The sequence below is a fragment of the Streptomyces sp. NPDC059452 genome (genome assembly GCF_042750035.1).
GTDB lineage: Bacteria > Actinomycetota > Actinomycetes > Streptomycetales > Streptomycetaceae > Streptomyces.
Genome location: NZ_JBHYVE010000004.1, coordinates 216,452 through 237,473, shown reverse-complemented (window position 1 = coordinate 237,473; position 21,022 = coordinate 216,452). Strand labels below are relative to the sequence as shown.

Sequence of the window (21,022 nt, the reverse complement as noted above, 5' to 3'; positions counted from 1 at the left end):
GGTCAGTTCAAGCGGCAGCCCCTGCTCCCTACCGTCGTAGTCACAGTGACGACCTTGCGACTGAGGGTAGTGGAAGGGCTTTTGGTGTGACGATGACGATCAAGGTCTACGAGGTGGACCGCGAGGGCCATGTCCGGGTGATCCGACCGGAAGCCGAGGTGATCCCGCTGGAGCGGCCGGAGTATTCCCATGAGTTTCCTGCCTGTGAATGCCCTACCTGCGCTGAGGCTGCCTCGTGAAGACCGCTGTTGCGGGTGACACCGCGTACCGAGTGTGGCTCGGCCACACTCAGCACTGCCCCGCTTGCCGCACCGGAGTCTCCTGCCCGACGGCCGCCAAGCTCGGCCGCGCCTGGCGGAAGGCCCGCCGGTGAACTGCGACCGCTGTGACAAGCCCATCCTGCCCGGGCAGGCGGAGGAGATCCTCGTCCACGGGGCATCCGGTGCGGGAACGACGGTCGTGCTCCACAAGGATTCGTGCCCGGCGGCTCGTGTGTATACGGGATCCTCCTCCGCGCAGGAGCGCCGGTGATCGTGCTGTCGCCGACGGACGTCCGTACCTGCGAGGCGTGTTGGCGTGCCCCGGTGGTCGCCGTACGGCATACCGGCGGCGGTCGGGATCTGTTGTGCAGGGAGTGCGCCGAGGGCGGCTGTCCGCGCCGGGTCGACCTCTTCCCGCCGTACGGGATCTACCGACTGCACCACCCCGGCATCCGAACAACCCCATTAAGCAAAGGAGATGAACGATGAGCGACACCTCTCTTGCCGATGACGGTAAGCATGGTGGTTCTCCGTCGGACAAGCCGTGGACGCCGCCTCAGGAGCCGAAGCCGTCTCCGGGCGGCAGCCGCCCCAAGTACACCCCGCAGCCGTGAGTACCGCGCAGCACGTCCCCACCTACCCGGACCTGGTGCGGGGCCTTGCCGATCGGGGGTTGCTGGATGTCCGGTGGCGGCGGGTGTTCGAGGCTGTCCCGCGTAGCCGGTTCGTGCCGACGGAGGTCTGGCGGCAGTTGGCTGACCGGTGTGTGCCGGTCGTGGGGACCGACGCATGGCTGACCCTGGTGAACAGCGACGAGCCGGTCGTCACACAGCTTGACGACGGGGCACCGGGTGGGCCGGGTGTGGCGACGTCGTCGAACTCCATGCCGTCCATGGTGGCCCGGATGCTCGGGCTGCTGGATGTGGAGGACGGGCAGCGGGTGCTGGAGGTCGGGACCGGTACGGGGTACGTCGCCGCGCTACTCTGCGAGCGGCTGGGGGACGCCCTGGTCCACAGTGTCGAGCTGGACCCGGTCGTCGCCCGGCAGGCGGCCGACGCCCTGGCCCGGGCCGGGTACCGGCCGCGTCTGCGGGTCGGGGACGGTGAGCAGCCCTGGCCCGGCCTGGGGCCGGTGGACCGGCTGATCGCCACCTGTGCCCTGCGGTATGTCCCGTACGCGCTGCTCCGGCAAGTGCGGGCCGGCGGGGTGATCGTCGCTCCGCTGGCCCGGGAGTTCTGGTCCGGAGCCCTGGTCCAGCTGCACGTCCAGGGCGATGGTACGGCGGTGGGTCCGTTCTGCGGCGGGGCCACGTACATGCCGATGCGCTCCCACCGCACCCCCGACCTCCACGAGGTCCGCGGCAAGGGACGGGCCCGGGCCGCGGGCCTGGACCCCGCCCGGCTCCTTGATCTCGGGTTCGCCCTGTACGCCGGGGCCCGGCTGCCCGGCGTACGCCTCATCCACCAGGACATCCCGGGAGGTGTCCAGGTCTGGGCGACCCGGGAGGACGGGGCCGGTGCGACGGCCGCCACCGGGGAGGAGGTGTGGCAGTACGGGCCCGGCCTCCTGTGGGAGGAGATCGAACAGGCCTGGTGGGAGTACGCATCGGCAGGACGGCCCGACGCCGAACAGTTCGGGCTCACCGTGACCGCCCGAGGACAGCACGTCTGGCTCCGCAACCCATCGACGGTCATCCGGCCCGCCAGGGCATAGGCGGATCATGGGGTCTGGCCGTGTCCATGGCCAGGCCCCTGTTCGTGCGCTGGCTCGGCAGGCAGGAGGCCGGTCGTGGCTGTGACCGAGGCAGCCCGACTGAGGAGTCGACACGCCCCCTAGCCTCGTGTCCTCAGCGAGCTTCCGGCCGATCCGGGCCCGGCGTGCGCGCCGCGTAGTGCTCGTCCACGAGCCCACGAGCCCACGAGCCCACGAGCCCACGAGCCCACGAGTCCGCGCTCACGCACGGCATCGACCCCGAGGATTCCAGCTGTGCCGCCGAGAGCTGCGTGCTCTCCGCCCCGGGGGCGACGCCCATGTCCCTGCGCGTGCCTACTTCTTCGTGCTGCCCGTCACCGACACGACGAACCGTCCATCGAGCTCAAGGACAGCAAGGTCGGCGATGGGTGCCGATGAAGGGTCGAGGACGAACCGGTGCTCGGCCCCCATCTGGTCGCCGCGAACCTCGCGGACGTCGAGCGCGTCGATACCTCCGGAAGTGTCGAGCTCGACGGCCCATTTCACCGCCTCATCGACGCTCTCGCCTTCCTGGAGGTAGCGGCAGACATCCTCGTCGGACTTGTTGTCGGCCGTCGCCGCACTCAGGAACTGACGTACCGCCTCCTCGCCGGACTCCGCGCCGCTTCCACAGCCGGTCTTGCCGCAGGCCGTTGCCAGCAGGCTCACCGATGCCACGAGGGCGAGCCATGCCGGCAGACGGCCCATGGTCCTGCTCACACCTTGTTTGCCCACCATGTCCTGCCCTTGGTGTTGATCGCGGTGAACGGCTTGTTCTTGTTGTTCGACGTGTCGTAGGAGAGCAGCGGAACGTTGCCGCTGTGCCCGGTGGTCACCATCGAGTGCACCATGTTGTTGTAGTTGGTGCTGTTCGCATACTGAAGGATGTCACCGACGCGCAACTGGTAGACGTTCGACCATCCGGTAGCCCGCTTGGACTCGATCCGCGCGAACCGGAAGAAGTTGGGAGCACCGGCCCACGTCCACGAAGCGCGGATTCCGATGTTCCCGGTGTACCACCAGTTGCCGTCGCTGCGGTACCAGCCCAGATCGTGGCTCCAGCCCCCCGCCTTGAGCGACTGCGACACGAAGTTGGTGCAGTCCTGCGACCACTTGTGGTACGCGGGGTTGGGGCTCATGGCGTACTTCAAGGCGTAGTTCTTCACCTTGGTCCGGTTGGCCGCGCTCAGTGCCTTGGTCTCTGTCCCGCCCGGGATCTCGTCCTTGCCCAACGGCTCGGTCGAGGACGGTTCGACCGCCGGACCGGTCGCGGGGACGAGCGGTGTCTTCAGGTCGGGGTCGGTGAACTCGGTCGGATCGAACTTCGGTACGCTGTCGAAGTCGAGCAGCTCGGCGGGAACCTGGTCGTACTGAACGGCTTCGCCGTCGACGGCGAAGAACTGGCCCGGCTGCAACTTGCCGAGCGGTGCGTCGATCACCGCGAACGGCTGCAGCTCCTCCCACACTTGGCCATCGCCCAGCGTCCTTGCGATGTGCAACGTGACGAACCGGACGCCACTGCCACCGTCGGTCACCACGCTGTCGACCGATGCGTCGACGTCGGTGACCTCGATCCTGCCGTCGGCGTGGAACCCCTCGGCGACATCCTCGATCCTGCTCGCCTCGGCGGCGAGGGAGTGGAGCGCGAGAGGTTCGGCGGCGAGCCGTGACGCCTCTTTGCTCACGGATTGCTGAAGGCCGGCGACGGACGTACGCTGCTTCTCGACGTAGATCCTGCGGTTGATGTGCTCGACGGCGTCGGCGAGGTCGGCCTCTGCCAGTGTGACGCCGCGCAGGTCTTTCTGAGGTTCGGCCGAGGACTTGACCAGCGAGACGATGCTGACCGTCTGGCGCAAACAGGTGCCCGTCCCCACCGACGACGTGGGGTTACGTCAGTTGCGCACCCTGACCTACAAGATCGCTTTAGGGCACATCTCCAACGCGCAGCGGAAGGGCGCCCGAGAATCAGACGCACTCCGGCAGGGGATGCTCCGAACCCTTCCCGGAGCCGACCCCACGTACGAGGCGGTCGTGCCGGTGGTCCTGGCCGAGGCGATCGCCCAACTCGACGTCAACGATGGCCAAGGGGTGAACCTGATGATCGCCGGGTTCCGTACCGCAGAGATCGCGGACATCCTCGGGATCACCGAGAAAGCTGCGTCCATGCGCCTGGCGCGTGCACGGAAACGCCTTGACCGAAGGCTCGCTGCGGGCGAGAAGCACGCGGATGGCGACGTCACCGCATGATCATGAATGGGAGAGTGAACTCGCCGATCTATTCGTGAGCGGTATGGCGTTCAGCCGCGGAACCCCGACCTTCCGCCCGATGAGCAGGCCGAGTTCACCGAGCGCCCGCACATCGGCCAGTTGCACGATCACGCCTACCGTATGGGCCTGCCCGCTCATAGCGGCTCGTCCGTCTCCACCCTCGCCGACCACTTCTGAGAGAAGAGCCATGAAGCACGAGTACGAGGCGAAGTTCCTGGCCGTCGACACCGTCGGCCTCCAGGACAAGCTGACTGCCCTCGGTGCCGTCCAGGTGTTCCCCCGCACGCTCCTCACCCGCAAGATCTTCGAGAACGACTCCTTGGACGGCGGGGCCTGGCTCCGGCTGCGAGACGAGGGCACCCGCTCGACCCTCACGCTCAAGCAGGTCACCGACGCCACGACGATCGACGGGACGAAGGAGATCGAGACCGAGGTCACCGACCTGCACGCCATGGCCGACATCCTGCGCAGGGTCGGCCTCACCGAGGTCCGGTACCAGGAGAACTACCGCGAGGAGTGGCGTCTGGGCGAGGTCGCTTTCGACTTCGACACCTGGCCGGACCTGCCCACCTTCCTGGAGATCGAAGGGCCCGACGAGGCGTCGGTGCGGCAGGCCGCCGCGCTGCTGGAACTCGACTACTCCGAGGCCCGGTTCGGCAGCGTCGACGAGATCTACAGGAGCGAGGCCGGTCGCGACATCCTCGCCGAACCCACCCTTCTGTTCTCCGACACCGAGAAGCGGGAGAGCGCTGCTCTGACGTCCCGGAACCGTTGACCGTGGAGGGAGCTGCGATACGGGGCCGGGAGGAGGCGCTTGGACGTGGCGTAGGCAATAGGCGGTATGCGTAGGTGTGCGCGTTGCGGTGGTGGCCCTCGTCGGAGCATCTGGTGGGGTTACTGTGACGCTGCGTCAGGTTCCGTCGTGTCCGCCGTCTTCCGTCGCTCCGGATCCACCGCGTCCGCCGCCGTCACCCGGTCCTGTGCCTTGATGTCGCGGGTCTGCTCCGCCACCCACTCCGGGCTGATCGCCGGTGTCCCGCCCGGCACTTTGCCGCTCACGACCAGGCAGAACGGGTGGCCCGCCGGGTCGAGGAGCACTCGTACGTCGTGCTGCGGCTGGAACTCCGCCGGGGTCGCGCCCTCCGCCACCGCGTGGGCCACCCCTGCCTCCAGGTCCGTCACCTCGAAGTCCAGGTGCAGCATCATCAGCTGGTCGCCGGGGGCTGCGGCGGGGGCGGGCCAGACCGGGGGCACGTACGCCTCCTCCGTCTGGAAGGCCAGGCCGGAGCCGCCGCCGGGCGGGACGAGCTGCACCCAGCCCAGCTCCTCCTGCGTCGTTTCCCACCCCAGGAGGCGGCGGTAGAAGTCCGCCAGCTCCGCCGCGTCCGGGGCGTCGAGCACCGTGCAGGTCAGGGTCAGGGGCGGTCGAGGCGGTGGCGGGGTGGTGGTCACGGTGGGCTCCTCGGGCCGGTGAATGTGCCGGTACGAGTACCCCGTACCGGCACATTCACCGGCCCCCCCCGGCCGTACTCACCCCACGATGCCAACGATGTCCGCGTATCCCTCGATCTCGCGCGGGTTCCGCGTTCCCGGGCCCACGTACGTCGCCGACGGGCGGACCAGGCGGCCCGTGCGCTTCTGCTCCAGGATGTGCGCCGACCAGCCCGCCGTACGGGCGCACGTGAACATCGACGTGAACATGTGCGCCGGGACCTCCGCGAAGTCCAGCACGATCGCCGCCCAGAACTCCACGTTCGTCGCCAGGACGCGGTCCGGGCGCCGCGCGTGCAGCTCCTCCAGGGCCGCCTTCTCCAGCGCCTCCGCCACCTCGAAGCGCGGCGCCGCCAGCTCGCGGGCCGTGCGGCGCAGGACGCGGGCGCGGGGGTCCTCGGCGCGGTAGACGCGGTGGCCGAAGCCCATCAGCCGCTCGCCCCGGTCCAGGGCGCCCTTCACATACGCGGTCGCGTCGCCCGTACGTTCGATCTCCTCGATCATGCCGAGGACCCGGGACGGGGCGCCGCCGTGCAGCGGGCCCGACATCGCGCCCACCGCGCCGGACAGCGCGGCCGCCACATCGGCGCCGGTCGAGGCGATGACCCGGGCCGTGAACGTGGAGGCGTTCATCCCGTGCTCCGCCGCCGACGTCCAGTACGCGTCCACCGCCTTGACGTGCTTGGGGTCCGGCTCGCCGCGCCAGCGGATCATGAACCGTTCCACGACCGAATGCGCCTTGTCGATCTCGCTCTGGGGCACCATCGGCAGGCCCTGGCCGCGGGCCGACTGGGCCACGTACGACAGGGCCATCACCGCCGCCCGCGCCAGGTCGTCCCGGGCGGTCTCCTCGTCGATGTCCAGCAGCGGCTTCAGGCCCCAGACCGGCGCGAGCATCGCCAGCGCGGACTGCACGTCGACCCGGATGTCACCGGAGTGGACGGGGATCGGGAACGGCTCGGCCGGCGGCAGCCCGGGGTTGAACGCCCCGTCCACCAGCAGGCCCCACACGTTCCCGAACGAGACGTGGCCGACGAGATCCTCGATGTCGACCCCGCGGTAACGGAGCGAACCGCCTTCCTTGTCCGGTTCGGCGATCTCCGTTTCGAACGCGACGACTCCCTCAAGACCGGGTACGAAGTCGGACATCAGGCGGCTCCCTCAGTTCGGCGGGCGACGGGCGGTGTGCGGCGTGCGGCGTGCGGCGGCGGCCGTGTGCGTACGAAGACAGGTGTGCACGTGTACGAATGGCCGCGGCCGTGCGAAGGCCACAGAGGCCTGCCTCACGATATTGGCGGGTTCCCACGGAGCGGGGAAGCGTGACATCCGGCACAGGACTCCATTCCGGCGGTGTGTGGTTACGGGTCCTCCCCGCCGGGCACACTCGGCCGCTGCGGCAGGATGGGCCCGTGCCCACATCAGATCACTCCGTGCCCACTCCGGATCACACTGTGCCCGCACCGGATCATGCGGCCCACCAGGCTCCTTCCGTCGGGTCCTCCCGTACCGATTCCACCATCGATCCGGCGGCCATGCGCGAGCAGTACCGCTCCGAGGACTTCACCGAGCTCGACCTCAGCCCCGACCCGATGGACCAGTTCGCCCGCTGGTTCCGCCAGGTCGCCGTGGGCGGCGTGCTCCACGAGCCCAACGCGATGATCGTCTCGACCGCCACCCCGGACGGCCGCCCCTCCTCGCGCACGGTGCTGCTGAAGCAGTACGACGAGCGGGGCTTCGTCTTCTTCACGAACTACGGCTCCCGCAAGGGCCGCGAGCTGGCCGCCAACCCGTACGTCTCGCTGCTCTTCCCCTGGCACCCCATGGCCCGCCAGGTGATCGTCACCGGCAGCGCGTCCCGGGTCTCCCGCGAGGAGACCGTCGGCTACTTCCGTACGCGTCCGCACGGCTCCCAGCTCGGCGCCTGGGCCAGCGACCAGTCCGCGGTGGTCTCCTCCCGCGAGGAGCTGGTCCGCCGGTACGAGGACCTCGCCGCGCGCTACCCGGAGGGCGAGAAGGTCCCCGTCCCGCCGGAGTGGGGCGGCTTCCGGGTGGTCCCGGAGACCATCGAGTTCTGGCAGGGGCACAGCAACCGGCTGCATGACCGGCTTCGGTACGTGAGGGAGGGCGCGGAGTCCGGCAAGTGGCGGGTGGAGCGGCTCTGCCCGTAGGACTGGGGCGCGGCTGCGGGCCTGTGTCTCTGGGCCTCTGTGTGCCCGTGTGCCCGTGTGCCCGTGTGCCCGTGATGCCTGTGTGTCCGTGCGCCCGCCTGCCTGTTGCCCCTGCGCCCGCCTGCCTGTTTGCCCGTCTGCCTGGTGAAACGCAGAAACCCGCAGGCTCTGGGTCCTCCGTGCACAGAGGAGCCGGCCGGACTTACCGGCGAGCCTGCGGGTCGGTGACTGCTGGGAATTGGCCGGCGTCCGGCCAGGTGCACTGCGCAGAGTGCGACGGCGGACGTCAGCCCGCAGTCACCTCACGAGTCCGAAAAGAAATCACTTCCGGAACACCTCCTTTCCTGTGTGCTGAACAGCCTAGGAACCCCGCGCGGGGGCCTCAACCGATTTAATCGGCGGCTTCCTGCCGGGGGTACGGGCCCCGGAGGTCAGTGGACGGTGAAGGCGTACGTCATCGGGACGTCCCTGGTGTAGAAGCTGGAGGCGCGGTGGAAGAACAGGCGTCCGTCCTCGAAGAGGATCATCTCCTTCAAGCTGGGATCGACCATCTGTGCCGTCGTGTCCTGGACTTCGAAGGTTTCGGGCTGCTTCAGGAGCACGGTCTGTTTTCCGTCTGCGGCGGCGAAGTGCAGTACACCGCTGCCGGTCCCTCCCGTACCGGCGTTGTTGTAGGCGACGACCCCGTCCTCATCGGCGCGCAGGGGCAGCAGCACCGCGGAGTCGGCGCTGTCGACGGTCCACTTGCGCCGACCGGTATCGGTGTCGAAGGCCGCGATGTGGTTGCCGTTGGTGAGGTGCTCCTTCTCGCTGGGGAGGTAGATGGTGTCCTTCGACGCCGCGACCGTGTGGCACCCCGTGGCCCGGCAGCTGGAAACGTAGCCGTCGATCTTGATCGTCGCCTTGATCGAGCCGTCCGGGTCGAACGTGAACAGCCTGTTCGCCTCCAGGCCGCTCCCATCGCCCACCTGGGCGGCGACCACCAGCGGGTCTGTCGAGGCCACATAGGCGGAAAGCAGCCCCGCGGGCAGCTTGATGGTCCGGGACGGTTTGCCCGTACCCGGATCACGCTGCGTCACCGTCATCCGGTCGCCGCAGTAGGCCGTACTGGTCACTGTGCTGCCGCCGTGCAGCTCCTCGTATCCGCATCCCTGCGGAGGCGAGTCCCACACCGTTTCGCCGGTGCCGATGGCAAAGCCCCACGATGTGCCGTCCGGCCATCCGACCGCGGCGAAGTCCTCGGTGACAGCGACGCTGAGGTCCAGCCAGAGCGCGGCGTCAGGAAGGGACTTCTGCCAGAGCTTGCGTCCCTCGTTGATGTCGATCACCGCGAACTCGGTGCACTTGCTGCGGGCCTTCTTGGACCCGGCGAACGACACCGCCACGTAACCCTTGCGGGTCACATCCCGGGACGTGCCGCACACATTGCCGTCCAGCGGCACTTTCCAGGTCTGCTTCCCGCTGTCCAGGTCATAGCCGAGGACGGAGAAGGGACCGCCCGAGGCATAGGAGCGCGACGTCAGCCATGAGCCGTCCGCCTTGTGCCCGTCACCTTCGGGGTCATCTTCCGGTGCCGCCACCGAGAGCAGTTCGCGGCCCTGCGTGGGAAGGGCCTTCGGAGACGCCGCCTTCGTCGGTGCGCTCCCCTTGCCGTCGGCCTTGGTCGGCTGTTCCCCGCCGTTGAAGTGGAGGAACGCGAAGGTGCCGGCGACCAGGACGGCCACGGCCGCGGTGACGCACCCCGCGATGACCGCTGTCCGGCGCTTCCTGCCGCCGCCCGGCCGCCCCGGAGGGGCCGGGGGCTGGGGGAAGTACGGCGGTACCGGACCGTACGGAGGCTGAGTGCTGGGTCCCCCGCCCATGTACGGGGCGGGGCCGAATCCCGGAGGGCCCTGGGGCGGAGGCCCCGGGGCCGCAGGTGGGACGGGCGGCATGGGCGGTTGCGACATGCGAGTTCCAGCTCCTTGTGAACCTGGCTGTGGGAGAGCACCCGGGAAGCGGTGGCCCGGTATTGCCACAGGCTACGAGGGGGCTGCCGGTACGGGGAATTCGCCTCCCGGGGGTCTCCAGCAGCTACCTCGACGCCCTCCCCCCGGCCGCTGAGGGACCGGAGGGAGGGCGGGGAGGAGGGAGAGCGTCGAGGAGGGAGGCCGGACGGGCCGGCCACGTCAGCCGGGGTTGGCCGTACTGGCCGTGTCAGCCATGTCAGCCGGGCTGGCCGTACCGGCAGTGTCAGTCACGTCAGCCGGGCTGGCCGTACCGGCCGTACCGGCCGTGTCAGTCACGTCAGCCAGATCGGCGACGTGTCCGCGCCGTTCCCTCTCCCGGCACATGCCGCTCTTTCAGCACTTGTAGTTCTTCGCGCTGATGTAGGTCGGGATCGGGGTGATACCGGGGAGGGTGAACTTCATTTCCACGCACTTCTTGTACTTGGCCGCCGAGCTCCAGACGCCCGAGAGATGCGTGAGAGAGCTACCGGAAATCGCGAAGCAGGCCACCGAAGCCAGCGGGATGGCGAGAAGACCGCAGAGAGCCGAACCGCCCGCCGCGTACTTCACCTTGGATTCGTACTTCTTCACTTCGGCCTTGCTGAACTTCACGTAGAGGAACAGGCCGGTGCTGACCTTGGGGTCGGCCACCACGGGAAACGCGGTGTCCTTGTTGATCTCGACGCTCTGGACGAGGGTCGATCCGTTCAGCTTGTAGCTGGTGGGGACGTCCTTTCCGTTTGCGTCCTTCGCCCACGGAGCGTCGATGGTGCCGATGGCGACGTCGGGGCTGTCGCTGTCGCTGTCACTCCGGCGTACGAGGTCGAATCCACCGGTCTCGTTGGCGACCGCCTGAGTTCCGGCGGGAAGGCTCAGTTCGTAACGCTGCTGAGCCGGAGCGCTCGCGTCCTTGAGAGAGGTCAGGGCGCGTGCGCCGCCGTCGGCGGTGAGCTGGACGGCGATGTCCGTGGAAGCGGCGGCATCGGCGTACACCGTGGTCCCCGCGCCCGCCAGGGAGCCCTCGACGTTACGGCTCTGAGGCAGGCTCAGGCCCACGACGCCGCCGTCCGGCGTGGTGATCTCGACCTTGCCCGACGAGCTCTTCGGGGCCCGGGCGGTGGTGGTCACACCGCTCTCGTCGGTCACCGAGGCGGTGAGCGCGCCGTTCTGCGGGACTGCCGTGGCCAGGTCCTGGGTGCCGGTGGCGCCCTCGATGATCCGTGCCGTCCGCTCGGCCTGTGACGGCAGCCCGCCCGCCGTGGCGGTGGGCGCGATGGTCATCAGCAGGGCACCGGCGACGGTGGTCGCGACGATGCCGCTGGTCATACGAGTGGTCCGCATCATGTGCGGTTTCCCCCTTGTCGAATTGTTCGGGAACGCCGCTGGTCGTGCTTCATCCCCCATGGCTGAAGCAGTCGGAACCCCCGATTAGTCGTGAGCATTGAATCATCCGGGGGAAGCGGCGGATTTGAGGAGTTGAGAGGGCGTCAGAATTCTGTGGTTTGCAGATGCACTCCCTCGGAAGGGGGCTGGGAATGGCGGAATCTCTCGTCTTTCGCTTTCGGTGGTGTGGGGAGATGGGGTGTGCGAGTGGTGGAAATCGTGAGGGAGAGCGATGGGGAGGATGCGGGGGGTTTTCGCGTCGAATCCGGCGGGATCCGCGGCCCCGCTTCGGGCCGGAATGGAATGTCCGACGAACTCCGTGCGGCTGGCCATGGCGACCGCGCCGACCGTGCCACCCGGCGGCGAACGCGTGGATGCGTTTCTCGTCATGGGGTCAGTTGAGCCTTGTGCAGGGACAGTTGAGCTTCTGGTCTGAAGCTGCCGGGCGTCGGGTGGGGGTGTTTTCGGACATCGCTCGGGAGGTGTCCGGACGCGTCCTGCCGGGTGCGGGCGGTCCTGGCCTGCGTCAACGCCCCGTGGCGGCAGGCGTGTCCGGTGTGGCGGAACGTCGGCCTCCTCATCCGCTCCCGAACCGGGCTGCCCGCCGACTCCGGGAGCGGACCCTCCGGCTCCGGTGACGGAATGTTGTTGAAGTCGATACCGTTCGCTCGTTCAAACGAGAGGTCCCGGTTGGCTGGATCATGTAGCGGAGTGGGACGGGTTTTCGAGAAATCGCTGTGCGGTGCGTCACATTCGAGTTCAATGGTCGGACGTGCGGCCATGGCGGACACGTCCTGCGGGGGGTTCGGGATGAGTGTTTCCACGAGCAGGGGGACGACCGATGCCCTCGGCCCCGATCCGTTTCCCGGGTCCGAGCTGCTGGCCGCCCTGCTCGACGGCATGGACGCGGCGCTCTGCGCGTTCGACGCGGCCGGCACCGTCACCCACTGGAACCGCGAGGCCGAGCGCATCCTCGGCTGGTCCGCGCAGGAGGCCGTGGGGCGTACGGGGTTCGCCGGGTGGGCGGTGCGCCGGGCCGACGCGGACGAGGTGCAGGCGCGGCTGATGTCGGCCATGGACGCGCCGGGGCGGCAGGTGCACGAGTTCGCGCTGCTGCGCAAGGACGGCAGCCGGGTGCTGGTGCGGACCCAGTCCGCCGGGGTGCGCGGCGCGGAGGGGAAGCCGGCCGGGGTCTACTGCGCGTTCAGCGAGGTGCACGCCCAGATCGACCTGGAGCGGGCCATCGCGCTGAGCGAGGCGCTGTTGGAGGACGCGTCCTGGGGCGTCGTGCTCGTCGATGTCGACCTCCGGCCGACCGTGGTCAACGCGTACGCCTCCCGGGCGCTCGGCGGGGCCCGCACCACCCTTCTCGGCCGCCCGCTCGGCGAGGTGGTGGTCCACGGCGTGGAGGAACTGGAGGCGGCCCTGCACCATGTGCTCGCCGAAGGCGCGCCGGGCGCCCCGGCCGAGCTGTGGGTGACGCTGCGTACGGCGGAGGGCGAGCGGCGGCGGTGCTGGCGCAGCGGGTTCCTGCGGCTGGCCTCGCCGCTGGCGGAGGAGCCGGTTCCGCTCGGGGTCGGCTGGCTGTTCCGGGATGTGACGGCGGCGAAGCTCGCGCAGCAGGAGGCGGACCGCCTGCGGTTCCGGACGAGCCAGCTGCACCGGGCTGCCCGTACGGCCTCCGAGTGCGAGGACCCGATGGCGGCGGCGACCTCCCTGCTCGACTTCGCGCTGGCCGGGTTCGCCGACCACGTACTCCTCGATCTGACGGCGGGCGATCTGCGGGCGGGCGGCCTGGTGGGGGGTGACCTGGCGGCGGGTGCGCGCCTGGTCCGTACGGCCGCGACCCCCTCGGACGTGCCCGGTCCGTGTCTGCTGGTCGCGGGCGGCTCCATCCCGGTCCGGTACGGTCCCGGGCACCCGGCCCTCCAGGCCGTCGAGCGCACCGGCTCGGTCCGTACGAGTGCGGGGGCCGGGGACGCCGGAGGCGCGGCGGCAGCCTGGGCGGCGGAGCGCCGCTGGCCCGGTGACGCGGCCCACGCCCTGTGCACGGTGCTGCGGAGCCGGGGGCGGACGCTGGGCGTGCTGACGTTCCTGCGCGCGGCGAACCGGGCCGCCTTCGAACGCCCGGACACGGCGTACGCGGAGACGGTGGCGGCCCGGGTCGCGGGGGCCGTCGACCTGGCTCGGGCGGTGGGGGCGGGGGAGTAGGGGGGCTGGCTTCTCGGCTCTGGCCCTTCAGCCTTGCCCTCTCGGCTCTGGCCTCTTAGCCCTGGCCCTTCAGCTTTGGCCTCTCAGCTCTGGCCTCTTAGCCCTGGCCGCTCGGCTCTGGCCTCTCAGCCCTGCCTCTTCAGTCCTGCCCCTCAGCCCTGGCCCTTCGCTGCCGCCCTCTTCCGGCCTCTGCCCGCTGAGCGTCCTCCCGGCCGGTCCGCCGCAGACGCGTCGTCGGCCCCGGTGACCTCCGCGAGCGTGCCGTAGTACGCCGTCGGCCGGGCCTCGAACTCCGCCCAGGTGGCCAGCTCGTCCGCGTCGGCGTCCGGCCCGCGCAGCAGGTCGACCGAGGCCTGGGCGAACTGCTCGGCCCACCCCTCCCGTTCGGCCTCGGCGAGTACCAGGCGGAGCTGGGCCACTGCGGTCAGAACGCCCTCGCGCTCGTACGGCCCCGTCCGCAGCATCTCCCGTACCCCGCTCGCCGGGTCGGCGGCGATGAGCAGCTTCTCCAGCCGTGCGGCCAGCTCCTCGCCCGCCCGGCCGGCGTTCCGCGCCTGCGGCCCCGCGTCCACCAGCACCCGGAGTGCGGCGAGCAGTGCCGTGGTGCGCGGTTCGGGGCCGTCCGCGCCCATCCGCGTGGTCATGTCCCGGCCCACCTCGTCGGCCGTCCTGCGTGCGGCGGCCACCGTCCGCTCGGCCGCTTCCCGTTCCATACCGAAGAAGTGGGCGAGGGCCCAGGTCCCGGCGTCGAGGACGTCCCGTACGGTCCGGACGCCGCCCTGCTCCAGCTCCTCGGCCCGCAGCCGCTTCTCGGCCACTCCCTTCAGCCGGGTGACCGGGATCCGGCCCAACTCCCCGTCCACCAGCTCCCGGTGCAGCGGGGCCCATGCCGTCCGTACCGCCTCCTCGGCCCGGCGGTGGTCGTGGGCCACCAGCGCGGCGGCCTCCTGCAGCCGCCGCGCCCGGCGGAGGACGCCCGGCCGCACCCCGCTCATGCGGGACAGCGAGCGGATGTTCCCGCCGACGACGGCGATGAACGTCACGAGCAGCCCGAACATGATCAGCGTGTCGGAGAGGTCGATCTGCTCGTCGTGGGCCCGGTAGCTCTCCTCCAGTGAGGACAGCTCGCCCTTGTCCGGGCCTTCGGCGAGCACCCACCCGGTGTCCCAGCCGTAGTCGTCGTCCGAGCCGGGCTCCGGGGCCTTCAGCGACGAACTGCGCCGAGGGTCGCACCGGTACGACCCCGTGCGCTCGTCGTCGAACTCGAAGGGGTTGGCCCAGGCGACCTCGCACGCCCCGTCGGGTTTCTCCTCAAGGACGGTCAGCTCGACCTGCTCCAGTTCGAGGGGCTCCGGCGCGGTCATGGCCACGAACCCCGACCATGTGATCAGAGCCAGCCCGATGGCCAGCACCCACCGGAAAAGCGGCACGTGTCCCACCCGGTTCCCCCTGTTGTCTCGTCGGCGCCGTGTCGGCGGGACGGTGGCCCCGTCCTGCTCGTGTCGGCGACAGCGGTGCGTCCGGAGCGCGCGTCGGCGACGGCAGCCCGTCCGGCACGCCCATTGTTCGTCGGGCCGGGCCCGACGAACCAGAGGGGGAGCGGGCAGCGCTGGGGGGCCGCTGCCTTCCGGCTTCCGGCAATCCGAGGGAGGGGGCGGGGCCCGCTGTACGAGGTGGACTCCCCGGTGGACTGCCGGGTTCAGCCCTTCTTCCTTCAGGCCTTGCACCCCCACCCGGCGGTGCGCACCTCCTGCCGGGCCCGCGCCCCCACCGGGCCCCGCGCCCCCACCGGGCCCCGCGCCCCCACCGGGCCCCGCGCCCCCACCGGGCCCCGCGCCTCCTGCCGGGCCCCGCGCCTCCTGCCGGGCCCCGCCCCCGCCCCTGCCCTCACGCCGCGTGCAGCGCCAGGGTCGGGGAGAGGCGGGACGCCCGCACCGCCGGGTAGAGGCCCGCGATGGTGCCGATGACCAGCGTGGCGCCGAAGCCGCCGCCGACCGCCCAGAGCGGGACGACCCATGGCAGCCCGCCGGAGTGCGCGTACACCCCCGTCGCCGCCGCGCCCAGCGCCACCCCCGCCAGGCCGCCGAGGCCGGACAGCATCAGGGACTCCGTGACGAACTGGATGCGGATCTGGCCCCGGGTCGCGCCCAGCGAGCGGCGCAGGCCGATCTCGTACCGGCGCTCAAGCACGGAGATGATCATGGTGTTGGCGACTCCTACGCCCCCGACCAGCAGCGCGATGCCGCCCAGGCCCAGCAGCAGACTGCTGAACGCCCCCTCGGTCGCCGCCTTCGCGCGGAGGGCCGAGGACGGGTCGGTGACCTTCACGTTCTGCGGGTTCTGCGGGTCGACCGTCGCCGCCATCACCTTCCGTACGTCCTGCACCGCCGCATCGTCCGACCGCTCGTACACCGAGGTCGGGTGGCCCTCGAAGCCCAGCAGGCGCTTCGCACCCTCCCAGCCGACCAGGGCGGAGCGTTCGATCTCCGGGGCGAGGGGGAGCGGGGCGAGGATGCCGGTGACGGTGAAGTAGCGCCCGCCCAGCCACACTTGCTGCCCGGGTTCGGTGATCCCCAGCCGTTCGGCCGACACGTGGCCGAGCACGACCGAGGGGTAGCGGCCGGTCGCCGCGTTGAGCCAGCTTCCGCTGCTGACCTCGCCGCGCAGGACACGGAGGAGGTCGGCCGTCGTCGCCCTGACCGCGATCCCGCCCGTATCGCCCTCGTCGGTCTTCTCGTTGCGGCGTACGGTCGCGTCCAGGTCGGCGGTGGCCCCCACCTCCTGGACCCCCTTGATCCGGCCCACCATCCCGACCGCGTCCTCCGGCAGCCGCACCTCCTGCCCGGCGAACATGGAGTCGCCGGGGGAGGCCACGAGCAGGTTGGTGCCCAACTTGTCGAGCTCGCGGAGGAGTTGGGCCTGGCTGGAGGCGGAGATGCCCACCACGGAGATCATGGTCGCGATGCCGATGGCGATGCCCAGGGCGGAGAGCACGACCCGCATGGGGCGGCTGCGCAGGCCGGACGAGCCGACGTGGAGGACGTCCCGGGGGCCGAGGCGGGCCGCCCGCAGCCGGTTCCGGCTCACTGTTCTGCTCCCGCCGCCACGGACGGGACCACGGGCGGATTCCGTACGTCCGCCACCACCTCGCCGTCTCTGATCCGCACCTCGCGCGGCAGCCCCGCCGCGATCTCCGTGTCATGCGTGATCACCGCGATCGTCGCCCCCTCCCGGTTCAGGTCCCGCAGCAGCTCCATCACCGCCGCCCCCGACGCCGTATCAAGCGCCCCCGTCGGCTCGTCGGCCAGCAGCAGAGCGGGTTCGCCCACTACCGCCCGGGCGATGGCGACCCGCTGCTTCTGGCCGCCCGAGAGCTGGTGCGGCTTGTGGTCCAGGCGGTCCGCGAGGCCGACCCGGTCCAGCGCCTCGGCGGCCCTGCGGCGGCGTACGGAGCGGGGGAGGCCGGAGTAGAGCAGGCCCTCCGCCACGTTGTCGCGGGCGCTGACGCCGGGGACCAGGTGGAACGCCTGGAAGACGAAGCCCACGTGCTGGGCGCGCAGGGCGGAGAGGCGGCGGTCGGAGAGGGCCGCCACGTCGTGGCCCGCGATGTGGACGGTCCCGGCGGTGGGGTGGTCCAGGGTGCCGACGATGTGCAGCAGCGTGGACTTGCCGGAGCCGGACGGGCCGACGATGGCGAGGAGCTCGCCCTCCGCCACGGTGAGGTCCACCCCGCGCAGGGCGGTGACCCCGCCCGCGTACTCCTTGGTGACGCCCCGGAGGGCGACGACCGTACGCGTGTCCTCGACGCTGTCCGTGCCGGTGCCGGTGCCGGTGCCGGTGCCGGGGAGGCCGGTGACCGTATCCGTCGATGCGGTGCCGCTCATATCTTCGGCACCCCGACCTTCATGCCCTCGCGCAGACCGCCGCCGGACACCTCGACCCGGCCGTCCGCGAACATGCCGAGCTCCACCTTCACCTCGCGGACCGCGCCGCCCCGGACGACCTGGACGCCGAAGCCGCCGCCGGGCAGGGCCAGGAGCGCGTTCACGGGGACGGTCAGGACGTCCTTGCGGGTCTCGCCGGTGAGGTTCACCGTCACCGGTGACTGGTCGAACCCGCCGACCTTGTCCGGCCGGTCGAAGGAGACGGTCAGGGTGACCTTGGGGCTGTCCTCCTGCGGGTCGTTGCCCGGCTTCGCCGTCCGCCCGACCGAGGAGACCGTGCCGGGTGCGCTGGTGCCGTCCGGCAGCTCGACGGTGACCTCTGTGCCCGCCTTGGCCAACTGGCTTTCACTGACGTCCAGTTGGAACGTCACGATCCGCTCGGAGCCGGTCGTCGTGAGGACCGGGGCGCCCGGCTGGGCCAGGTCGCCGACGGCCGTCTCCACGCTCTTGATCCGGACCTTCCCGGGGGCGAACGCGATGTCCTGCGGGCCCACCTTGCCCGTCTGCTTGCCGCCCTGCGCCTTCTGCCAGCGCTTGACGGCCGCCGCGGTCAGCTCGGTGTACTCGGTGTCCGGGGTGAAGCCGGTGTAGCCGAGGGCGGCGAGGTTGCGTTCCAGCTGCTCGACGTCCCGGCCCTTGTCGCCCGGCTTCAGGGTCCGGTACATGGGGCCGGACCCGTACATCAGGCGGACGGCCCGGCCGTCGATCTCGTACAGCCGCTCGTTCCGCTTCACCGTGGAGCCGGGGCGCGGGGTCCAGGTCAGGGTGCCGGACGCGCCCGCGTTGACCTTGCGCTGTTTGTCGTAGCCGAGGGTCCCGTCGGCCTGGGCGCTGTCGTGCAGGTCGCCGCGCTCGACGGGGGCGGTGGCCGGGGGCAGGGCGCTGTTCTTCGCACCGGCCGACTCCGTACCGCCCCCGCCGAGCTGGGTGACCGCGATGGTTCCGGCCGTCACGGCGAGCACCGCGGCGACGGCCGCCACCGCCCGTCCGCGCCTCATCGGCCCACGCTCTCGCACGCCTTGTTCGCCTTCTCGAACTTCTTCATGTCCGAGCCCTTCAGCGCGGGCATCGCCTCCATCGCCCCGCCGTCGAACTTCGGATCGGGCATGTCGAACCCGTTCTCGCGCATGCACCGGGCGAAGGCCACCATCTTGTCCTTCTCCGCCTGGGTCAGCTCCTTGGGCCCGCCGCCGACCGCCTTGTCCTCGCAGGCCTTGAACGCCTTCTCCATCTCCTTCCGGCTCTTGGACCCGCCGTCGATGGTCACGCCCATGCCGTCCTGGCCCGCCTTCGGCTCCGGGATCTTCAGACCCTGCTCGCGCAGGCACGTGCGGTGCTCCAGGGCCTGGTCCTCCTCCGTCTTCTTCGTGTCGGACTTCTTGCTGCCGGAGGCCGACCCGTCGTCGCCCGAACAGGCCGTGGCGGTGAGGACGACGGTCGCGGCGAGCAGACAGGCTGCGGCGGCGGTGCGGCGCCGCGCGGGAAGGAAGGTCATGGAGGGCTCCTCGGCAGGTCGGTCGGACGGACGAACGGACGAACGGACGGCCCGAGCCTGCGCGAGGAGGCGGTTTCGTTTCCCTCAGCGCCGATGCTTACACCGGCGAAACACCGCTTTCGGGTACACAGAGCCCATGCGCGTGCTGGTGGTGGAGGACGAGGAATTTCTGGCGGGGATGATCGCCGAGGGGCTGCGCCGTGACGCCGTCGCGGTGGACATCGCCCCGGACGGGCCGACCGCGCTCGAGAAGCTCCGGTTCGGCGCGTACGACGTGATGATCCTCGACCGCGACCTGCCCGGGCTCCACGGCGACGAGGTGTGCCGACGGGTCGTCGGCGCCCGCCTGCTGACCCGGATCCTGATGCTCACCGCCTCGGGGACCGTACGGGACCGGGTGGCCGGGCTCGGGCTCGGCGCCGACGACTACCTGACCAAGCCGTTCGCGTACGACGAACTCCTCGCCCGGGTCCTCGCGCTCGGCCGCCGCTCCCGCCCCGCGCTCCCCCCGGTCCTGGAGCGGGCCGGGCTCACGCTCGACACCGCCCGCCGTCAGGTCTGCCGCGACGGCCGCTACCTGTCCCTCTCCCGTAAGGAGTTCGCCGTGCTGGAAACCCTCCTGCGGGCCGAAGGCGCCGTCGTCAGCGGCGACGACCTGATCGAGGAGGTGTGGGAGGAGGACACCAGCTACCGCACCAACGCGGTCCGGGTCACGCTCTCCAAGCTCCGTACGAAACTGGGGGCGCCGCCCGTGATCGAGACCGTGCCGGGGGCCGGGTACCGCATCGGGGACGGCCCCGTGGCGGGTACCGGGAGCGGCACCCCGTGAACAGCGAGCGCGCGCGGCTCACCGCGCTCTACGGCGGCCTGCTGGTGGTGGCCGGGGTCCTGCTCATGGGGCTCGTCTACCTGCTGGTCAGCGACCGTCTCTACCGCAGCGTCATGACCGCGGTGGCCCCCGCGGTCCCCACCTACCGGCTGGAGGCCTACTCCGCCTCCGCGCTGCCCGCCTCCGAGGCGGCGCAGACCACGGTCGTCCAGCCCGGCCAGTACGCGGTCGCGCGCAAGGTCAGCACCGCCGCCGGGGACGCCGTACTCAGCCAGCTCCTCACCGTCTCCGCGCTCTCCCTCGCCGTCTACTCGGCGCTCTCCGTCGCCCTCGCCTGGTGGATGGCGGGCCGGGTGCTGCGCCCGGTGGGGGTCATCACCGCCCGGGCCCGTCGGCTCTCCGGCTCCAACCTGCACGAACGGATCGCGCTCAAGGCCCCGCCCGGCGAGCTCAAGGAGCTGGCCGACACCTTCGACGGGATGCTCGACCGGATCGAGCAGCTGGTCGCCGCCCGGCAGCGGTTCGCCGCCAACGCCGCCCATGAGCTGCGCACCCCGCTCGCCGTCCAGCGGGCCGCCGCCGAGATCGGGCTCGCCGACGACCCGCCGCCGGAGAAGGTCGCCTGGATCCGGGACAAGCTCATCGACACCGCCGACAACAGCGAACAGCTCATCGAGGGGCTGCTGCTGCTCGCGGTCTCCGACGAGGGGCTGCGGCGGCGCGAACGGGTCGACCTGGACGCGACCACCGCCACGGTCACCGAGGCGCTGGCGGCGGAGGCGGCGGAGCGGTCCGTGACCGTCGACGTGGCGGCCCGGCCGGTCAGCGTGGAGGGCGACCCGGTCCTCCTGGACCACCTCGTGCACAACCTGGTCGCCAACGCGGTACGCCACAACCACCCCGGCGGGACGGTACGGGTCCGGGTCGGACCGGGCGGCCTGGAGGTCGCCAACACCGGGCCCGTGGTGGCGCCGGAGACCGTACCGCTGCTGTTCGAGCCGTTCCGCCGGGCGCAGGCCCGCCGCCACGCGCCGGGCGAGGGCGCGGGGCTGGGGCTCTCCATCGTGGCGTCGGTCGCCCGGGCGCACGGCGGGGACGTCGGCGCGACGGCCAACCCGGGCGGGGGGCTGACGGCGCGGGTGGCGCTGCCGACCCGCGCGTAAGCGCGTAAGGGGGCCGGGCTCAGTGGCGGGTACGGGGGGATCAGCGGCGGGTACGGGGATCGGTGGCGGTGCGCGGGGGACAGCGGCGGT

20 protein-coding genes are annotated in these 21,022 nt (G+C 71.0%); 9 read left to right on the top strand and 11 right to left on the bottom strand.

Translation table 11 applies throughout. From position 1 onward, the window contains the following. Nucleotides 1–92: 92 nt before the first annotated feature. The 3 genes from ACFW9Z_RS08680 (at nucleotide 93) to ACFW9Z_RS08670 (ending at nucleotide 1,974) form a co-directional block, all read left to right on the top strand. Nucleotides 93–239 (top strand): hypothetical protein, encoded by a 147-nt coding sequence (locus ACFW9Z_RS08680; protein ID WP_384636842.1) that lies wholly within the window; start codon nucleotides 93–95, stop codon nucleotides 237–239. Between the two features lie 288 nt (nucleotides 240–527). Next, nucleotides 528–749, top strand: a complete 222-nt coding sequence (locus tag ACFW9Z_RS08675) for a hypothetical protein (protein ID WP_384636398.1) — start codon at nucleotides 528–530, stop codon at nucleotides 747–749. Between the two features lie 121 nt (nucleotides 750–870). Beyond that, nucleotides 871–1,974: a methyltransferase domain-containing protein gene (locus ACFW9Z_RS08670; protein ID WP_384636396.1), complete on the top strand. Its 1,104-nt coding sequence runs from the start codon at nucleotides 871–873 to the stop codon at nucleotides 1,972–1,974. A gap of 333 nt (nucleotides 1,975–2,307) precedes the next feature. On the opposite strand, the gene ACFW9Z_RS08665 is transcribed toward ACFW9Z_RS08670, so the two are convergent. After that, a complete protein-coding gene (locus ACFW9Z_RS08665) occupies nucleotides 2,308–2,700 on the bottom strand; it encodes a hypothetical protein (RefSeq protein WP_384636393.1) in 393 nt (130 codons plus the stop codon). A gap of 8 nt (nucleotides 2,701–2,708) precedes the next feature. Further along, a complete protein-coding gene (locus tag ACFW9Z_RS08660; RefSeq protein ID WP_384636390.1) occupies nucleotides 2,709–3,848 on the bottom strand; it encodes an amidase domain-containing protein in 1,140 nt (379 codons plus the stop codon). Between ACFW9Z_RS08660 and ACFW9Z_RS08655 the strand changes: the two genes are divergently transcribed. Both ACFW9Z_RS08655 and ACFW9Z_RS08650 read left to right on the top strand, forming a co-directional pair. Further along, nucleotides 3,814–4,239, top strand: a complete 426-nt coding sequence (locus ACFW9Z_RS08655) for an RNA polymerase sigma factor (RefSeq protein ID WP_384636387.1) — start codon at nucleotides 3,814–3,816, stop codon at nucleotides 4,237–4,239. The two genes, ACFW9Z_RS08660 and ACFW9Z_RS08655, sit on opposite strands and share 35 nt — an antisense overlap. A 208-nt stretch (nucleotides 4,240–4,447) precedes the next feature. After that, complete coding sequence (locus ACFW9Z_RS08650) at nucleotides 4,448–5,035, top strand: class IV adenylate cyclase (RefSeq protein WP_384636384.1); 588 nt, start codon at nucleotides 4,448–4,450, stop codon at nucleotides 5,033–5,035. 119 nt (nucleotides 5,036–5,154) lie between these two features. On the opposite strand, the gene ACFW9Z_RS08645 is transcribed toward ACFW9Z_RS08650, so the two are convergent. Together ACFW9Z_RS08645 and ACFW9Z_RS08640 are read right to left on the bottom strand one after the other, a co-directional pair. Then, on the bottom strand, nucleotides 5,155–5,712 hold the full coding sequence (locus ACFW9Z_RS08645; protein ID WP_384636382.1) for a VOC family protein: 558 nt from the start codon (nucleotides 5,710–5,712) through the stop codon (nucleotides 5,155–5,157). 78 nt (nucleotides 5,713–5,790) lie between these two features. Then, entirely contained in the window at nucleotides 5,791–6,900 is a 1,110-nt protein-coding gene (locus ACFW9Z_RS08640) for a citrate synthase 2 (protein ID WP_384636379.1), read from the bottom strand. A 383-nt stretch (nucleotides 6,901–7,283) separates the two neighbouring features. Between ACFW9Z_RS08640 and pdxH the strand changes: the two genes are divergently transcribed. Further along, the gene (pdxH, locus tag ACFW9Z_RS08635; RefSeq protein WP_384636376.1) at nucleotides 7,284–7,919 is read left to right on the top strand and encodes a pyridoxamine 5'-phosphate oxidase; all 636 of its coding nucleotides are present in this window, start codon (nucleotides 7,284–7,286) and stop codon (nucleotides 7,917–7,919) included. Nucleotides 7,920–8,350: 431 nt separating this feature from the next. Here pdxH and ACFW9Z_RS08630 read toward each other — a convergent pair whose 3' ends face one another. Both ACFW9Z_RS08630 and ACFW9Z_RS08625 read right to left on the bottom strand, forming a co-directional pair. Next, nucleotides 8,351–9,643, bottom strand: coding sequence for a PQQ-binding-like beta-propeller repeat protein (locus tag ACFW9Z_RS08630; protein WP_384636373.1), 1,293 nt, complete (start codon nucleotides 9,641–9,643; stop codon nucleotides 8,351–8,353). 618 nt (nucleotides 9,644–10,261) lie between these two features. Further along, nucleotides 10,262–11,233, bottom strand: coding sequence for a hypothetical protein (locus tag ACFW9Z_RS08625; protein ID WP_384636370.1), 972 nt, complete (start codon nucleotides 11,231–11,233; stop codon nucleotides 10,262–10,264). An 867-nt stretch (nucleotides 11,234–12,100) separates the two neighbouring features. Here ACFW9Z_RS08625 and ACFW9Z_RS08620 point away from each other — a divergent pair. After that, nucleotides 12,101–13,501 (top strand): PAS domain-containing protein, encoded by a 1,401-nt coding sequence (locus tag ACFW9Z_RS08620; protein ID WP_384636367.1) that lies wholly within the window; start codon nucleotides 12,101–12,103, stop codon nucleotides 13,499–13,501. A gap of 152 nt (nucleotides 13,502–13,653) precedes the next feature. Here ACFW9Z_RS08620 and ACFW9Z_RS08615 read toward each other — a convergent pair whose 3' ends face one another. The 5 genes from ACFW9Z_RS08615 to ACFW9Z_RS08595 all read right to left on the bottom strand — a co-directional run bounded on the left by ACFW9Z_RS08615 (nucleotide 13,654) and on the right by ACFW9Z_RS08595 (nucleotide 18,940). Further along, nucleotides 13,654–14,931, bottom strand: a complete 1,278-nt coding sequence (locus tag ACFW9Z_RS08615) for a hypothetical protein (RefSeq protein WP_384636364.1) — start codon at nucleotides 14,929–14,931, stop codon at nucleotides 13,654–13,656. A gap of 457 nt (nucleotides 14,932–15,388) precedes the next feature. After that, complete coding sequence (locus tag ACFW9Z_RS08610; RefSeq protein ID WP_384636361.1) at nucleotides 15,389–16,588, bottom strand: ABC transporter permease; 1,200 nt, start codon at nucleotides 16,586–16,588, stop codon at nucleotides 15,389–15,391. Beyond that, nucleotides 16,585–17,385 carry an ABC transporter ATP-binding protein gene (locus ACFW9Z_RS08605; RefSeq protein WP_384636359.1) on the bottom strand — a complete coding sequence of 267 codons (801 nt, stop codon included), beginning with the start codon at nucleotides 17,383–17,385 and terminating at the stop codon, nucleotides 16,585–16,587. Before ACFW9Z_RS08605 ends, ACFW9Z_RS08610 begins: the two co-directional genes overlap by 4 nt. Further along, nucleotides 17,382–18,443 carry an efflux RND transporter periplasmic adaptor subunit gene (locus ACFW9Z_RS08600; protein WP_384636356.1) on the bottom strand — a complete coding sequence of 354 codons (1,062 nt, stop codon included), beginning with the start codon at nucleotides 18,441–18,443 and terminating at the stop codon, nucleotides 17,382–17,384. The genes ACFW9Z_RS08605 and ACFW9Z_RS08600 overlap by 4 nt, the downstream gene beginning before the upstream one ends. Then, nucleotides 18,440–18,940, bottom strand: a complete 501-nt coding sequence (locus tag ACFW9Z_RS08595) for a hypothetical protein (protein WP_384636353.1) — start codon at nucleotides 18,938–18,940, stop codon at nucleotides 18,440–18,442. The genes ACFW9Z_RS08600 and ACFW9Z_RS08595 overlap by 4 nt, the downstream gene beginning before the upstream one ends. A gap of 136 nt (nucleotides 18,941–19,076) precedes the next feature. On the opposite strand from ACFW9Z_RS08595, the gene ACFW9Z_RS08590 reads away from it, so the two are divergent. Continuing rightward, a complete protein-coding gene (locus ACFW9Z_RS08590) occupies nucleotides 19,077–19,769 on the top strand; it encodes a response regulator transcription factor (RefSeq protein WP_384636351.1) in 693 nt (230 codons plus the stop codon). Next, nucleotides 19,766–20,932, top strand: a complete 1,167-nt coding sequence (locus tag ACFW9Z_RS08585; RefSeq protein WP_384636348.1) for a sensor histidine kinase — start codon at nucleotides 19,766–19,768, stop codon at nucleotides 20,930–20,932. Before ACFW9Z_RS08590 ends, ACFW9Z_RS08585 begins: the two co-directional genes overlap by 4 nt. Nucleotides 20,933–21,022: the final 90 nt, after the last annotated feature.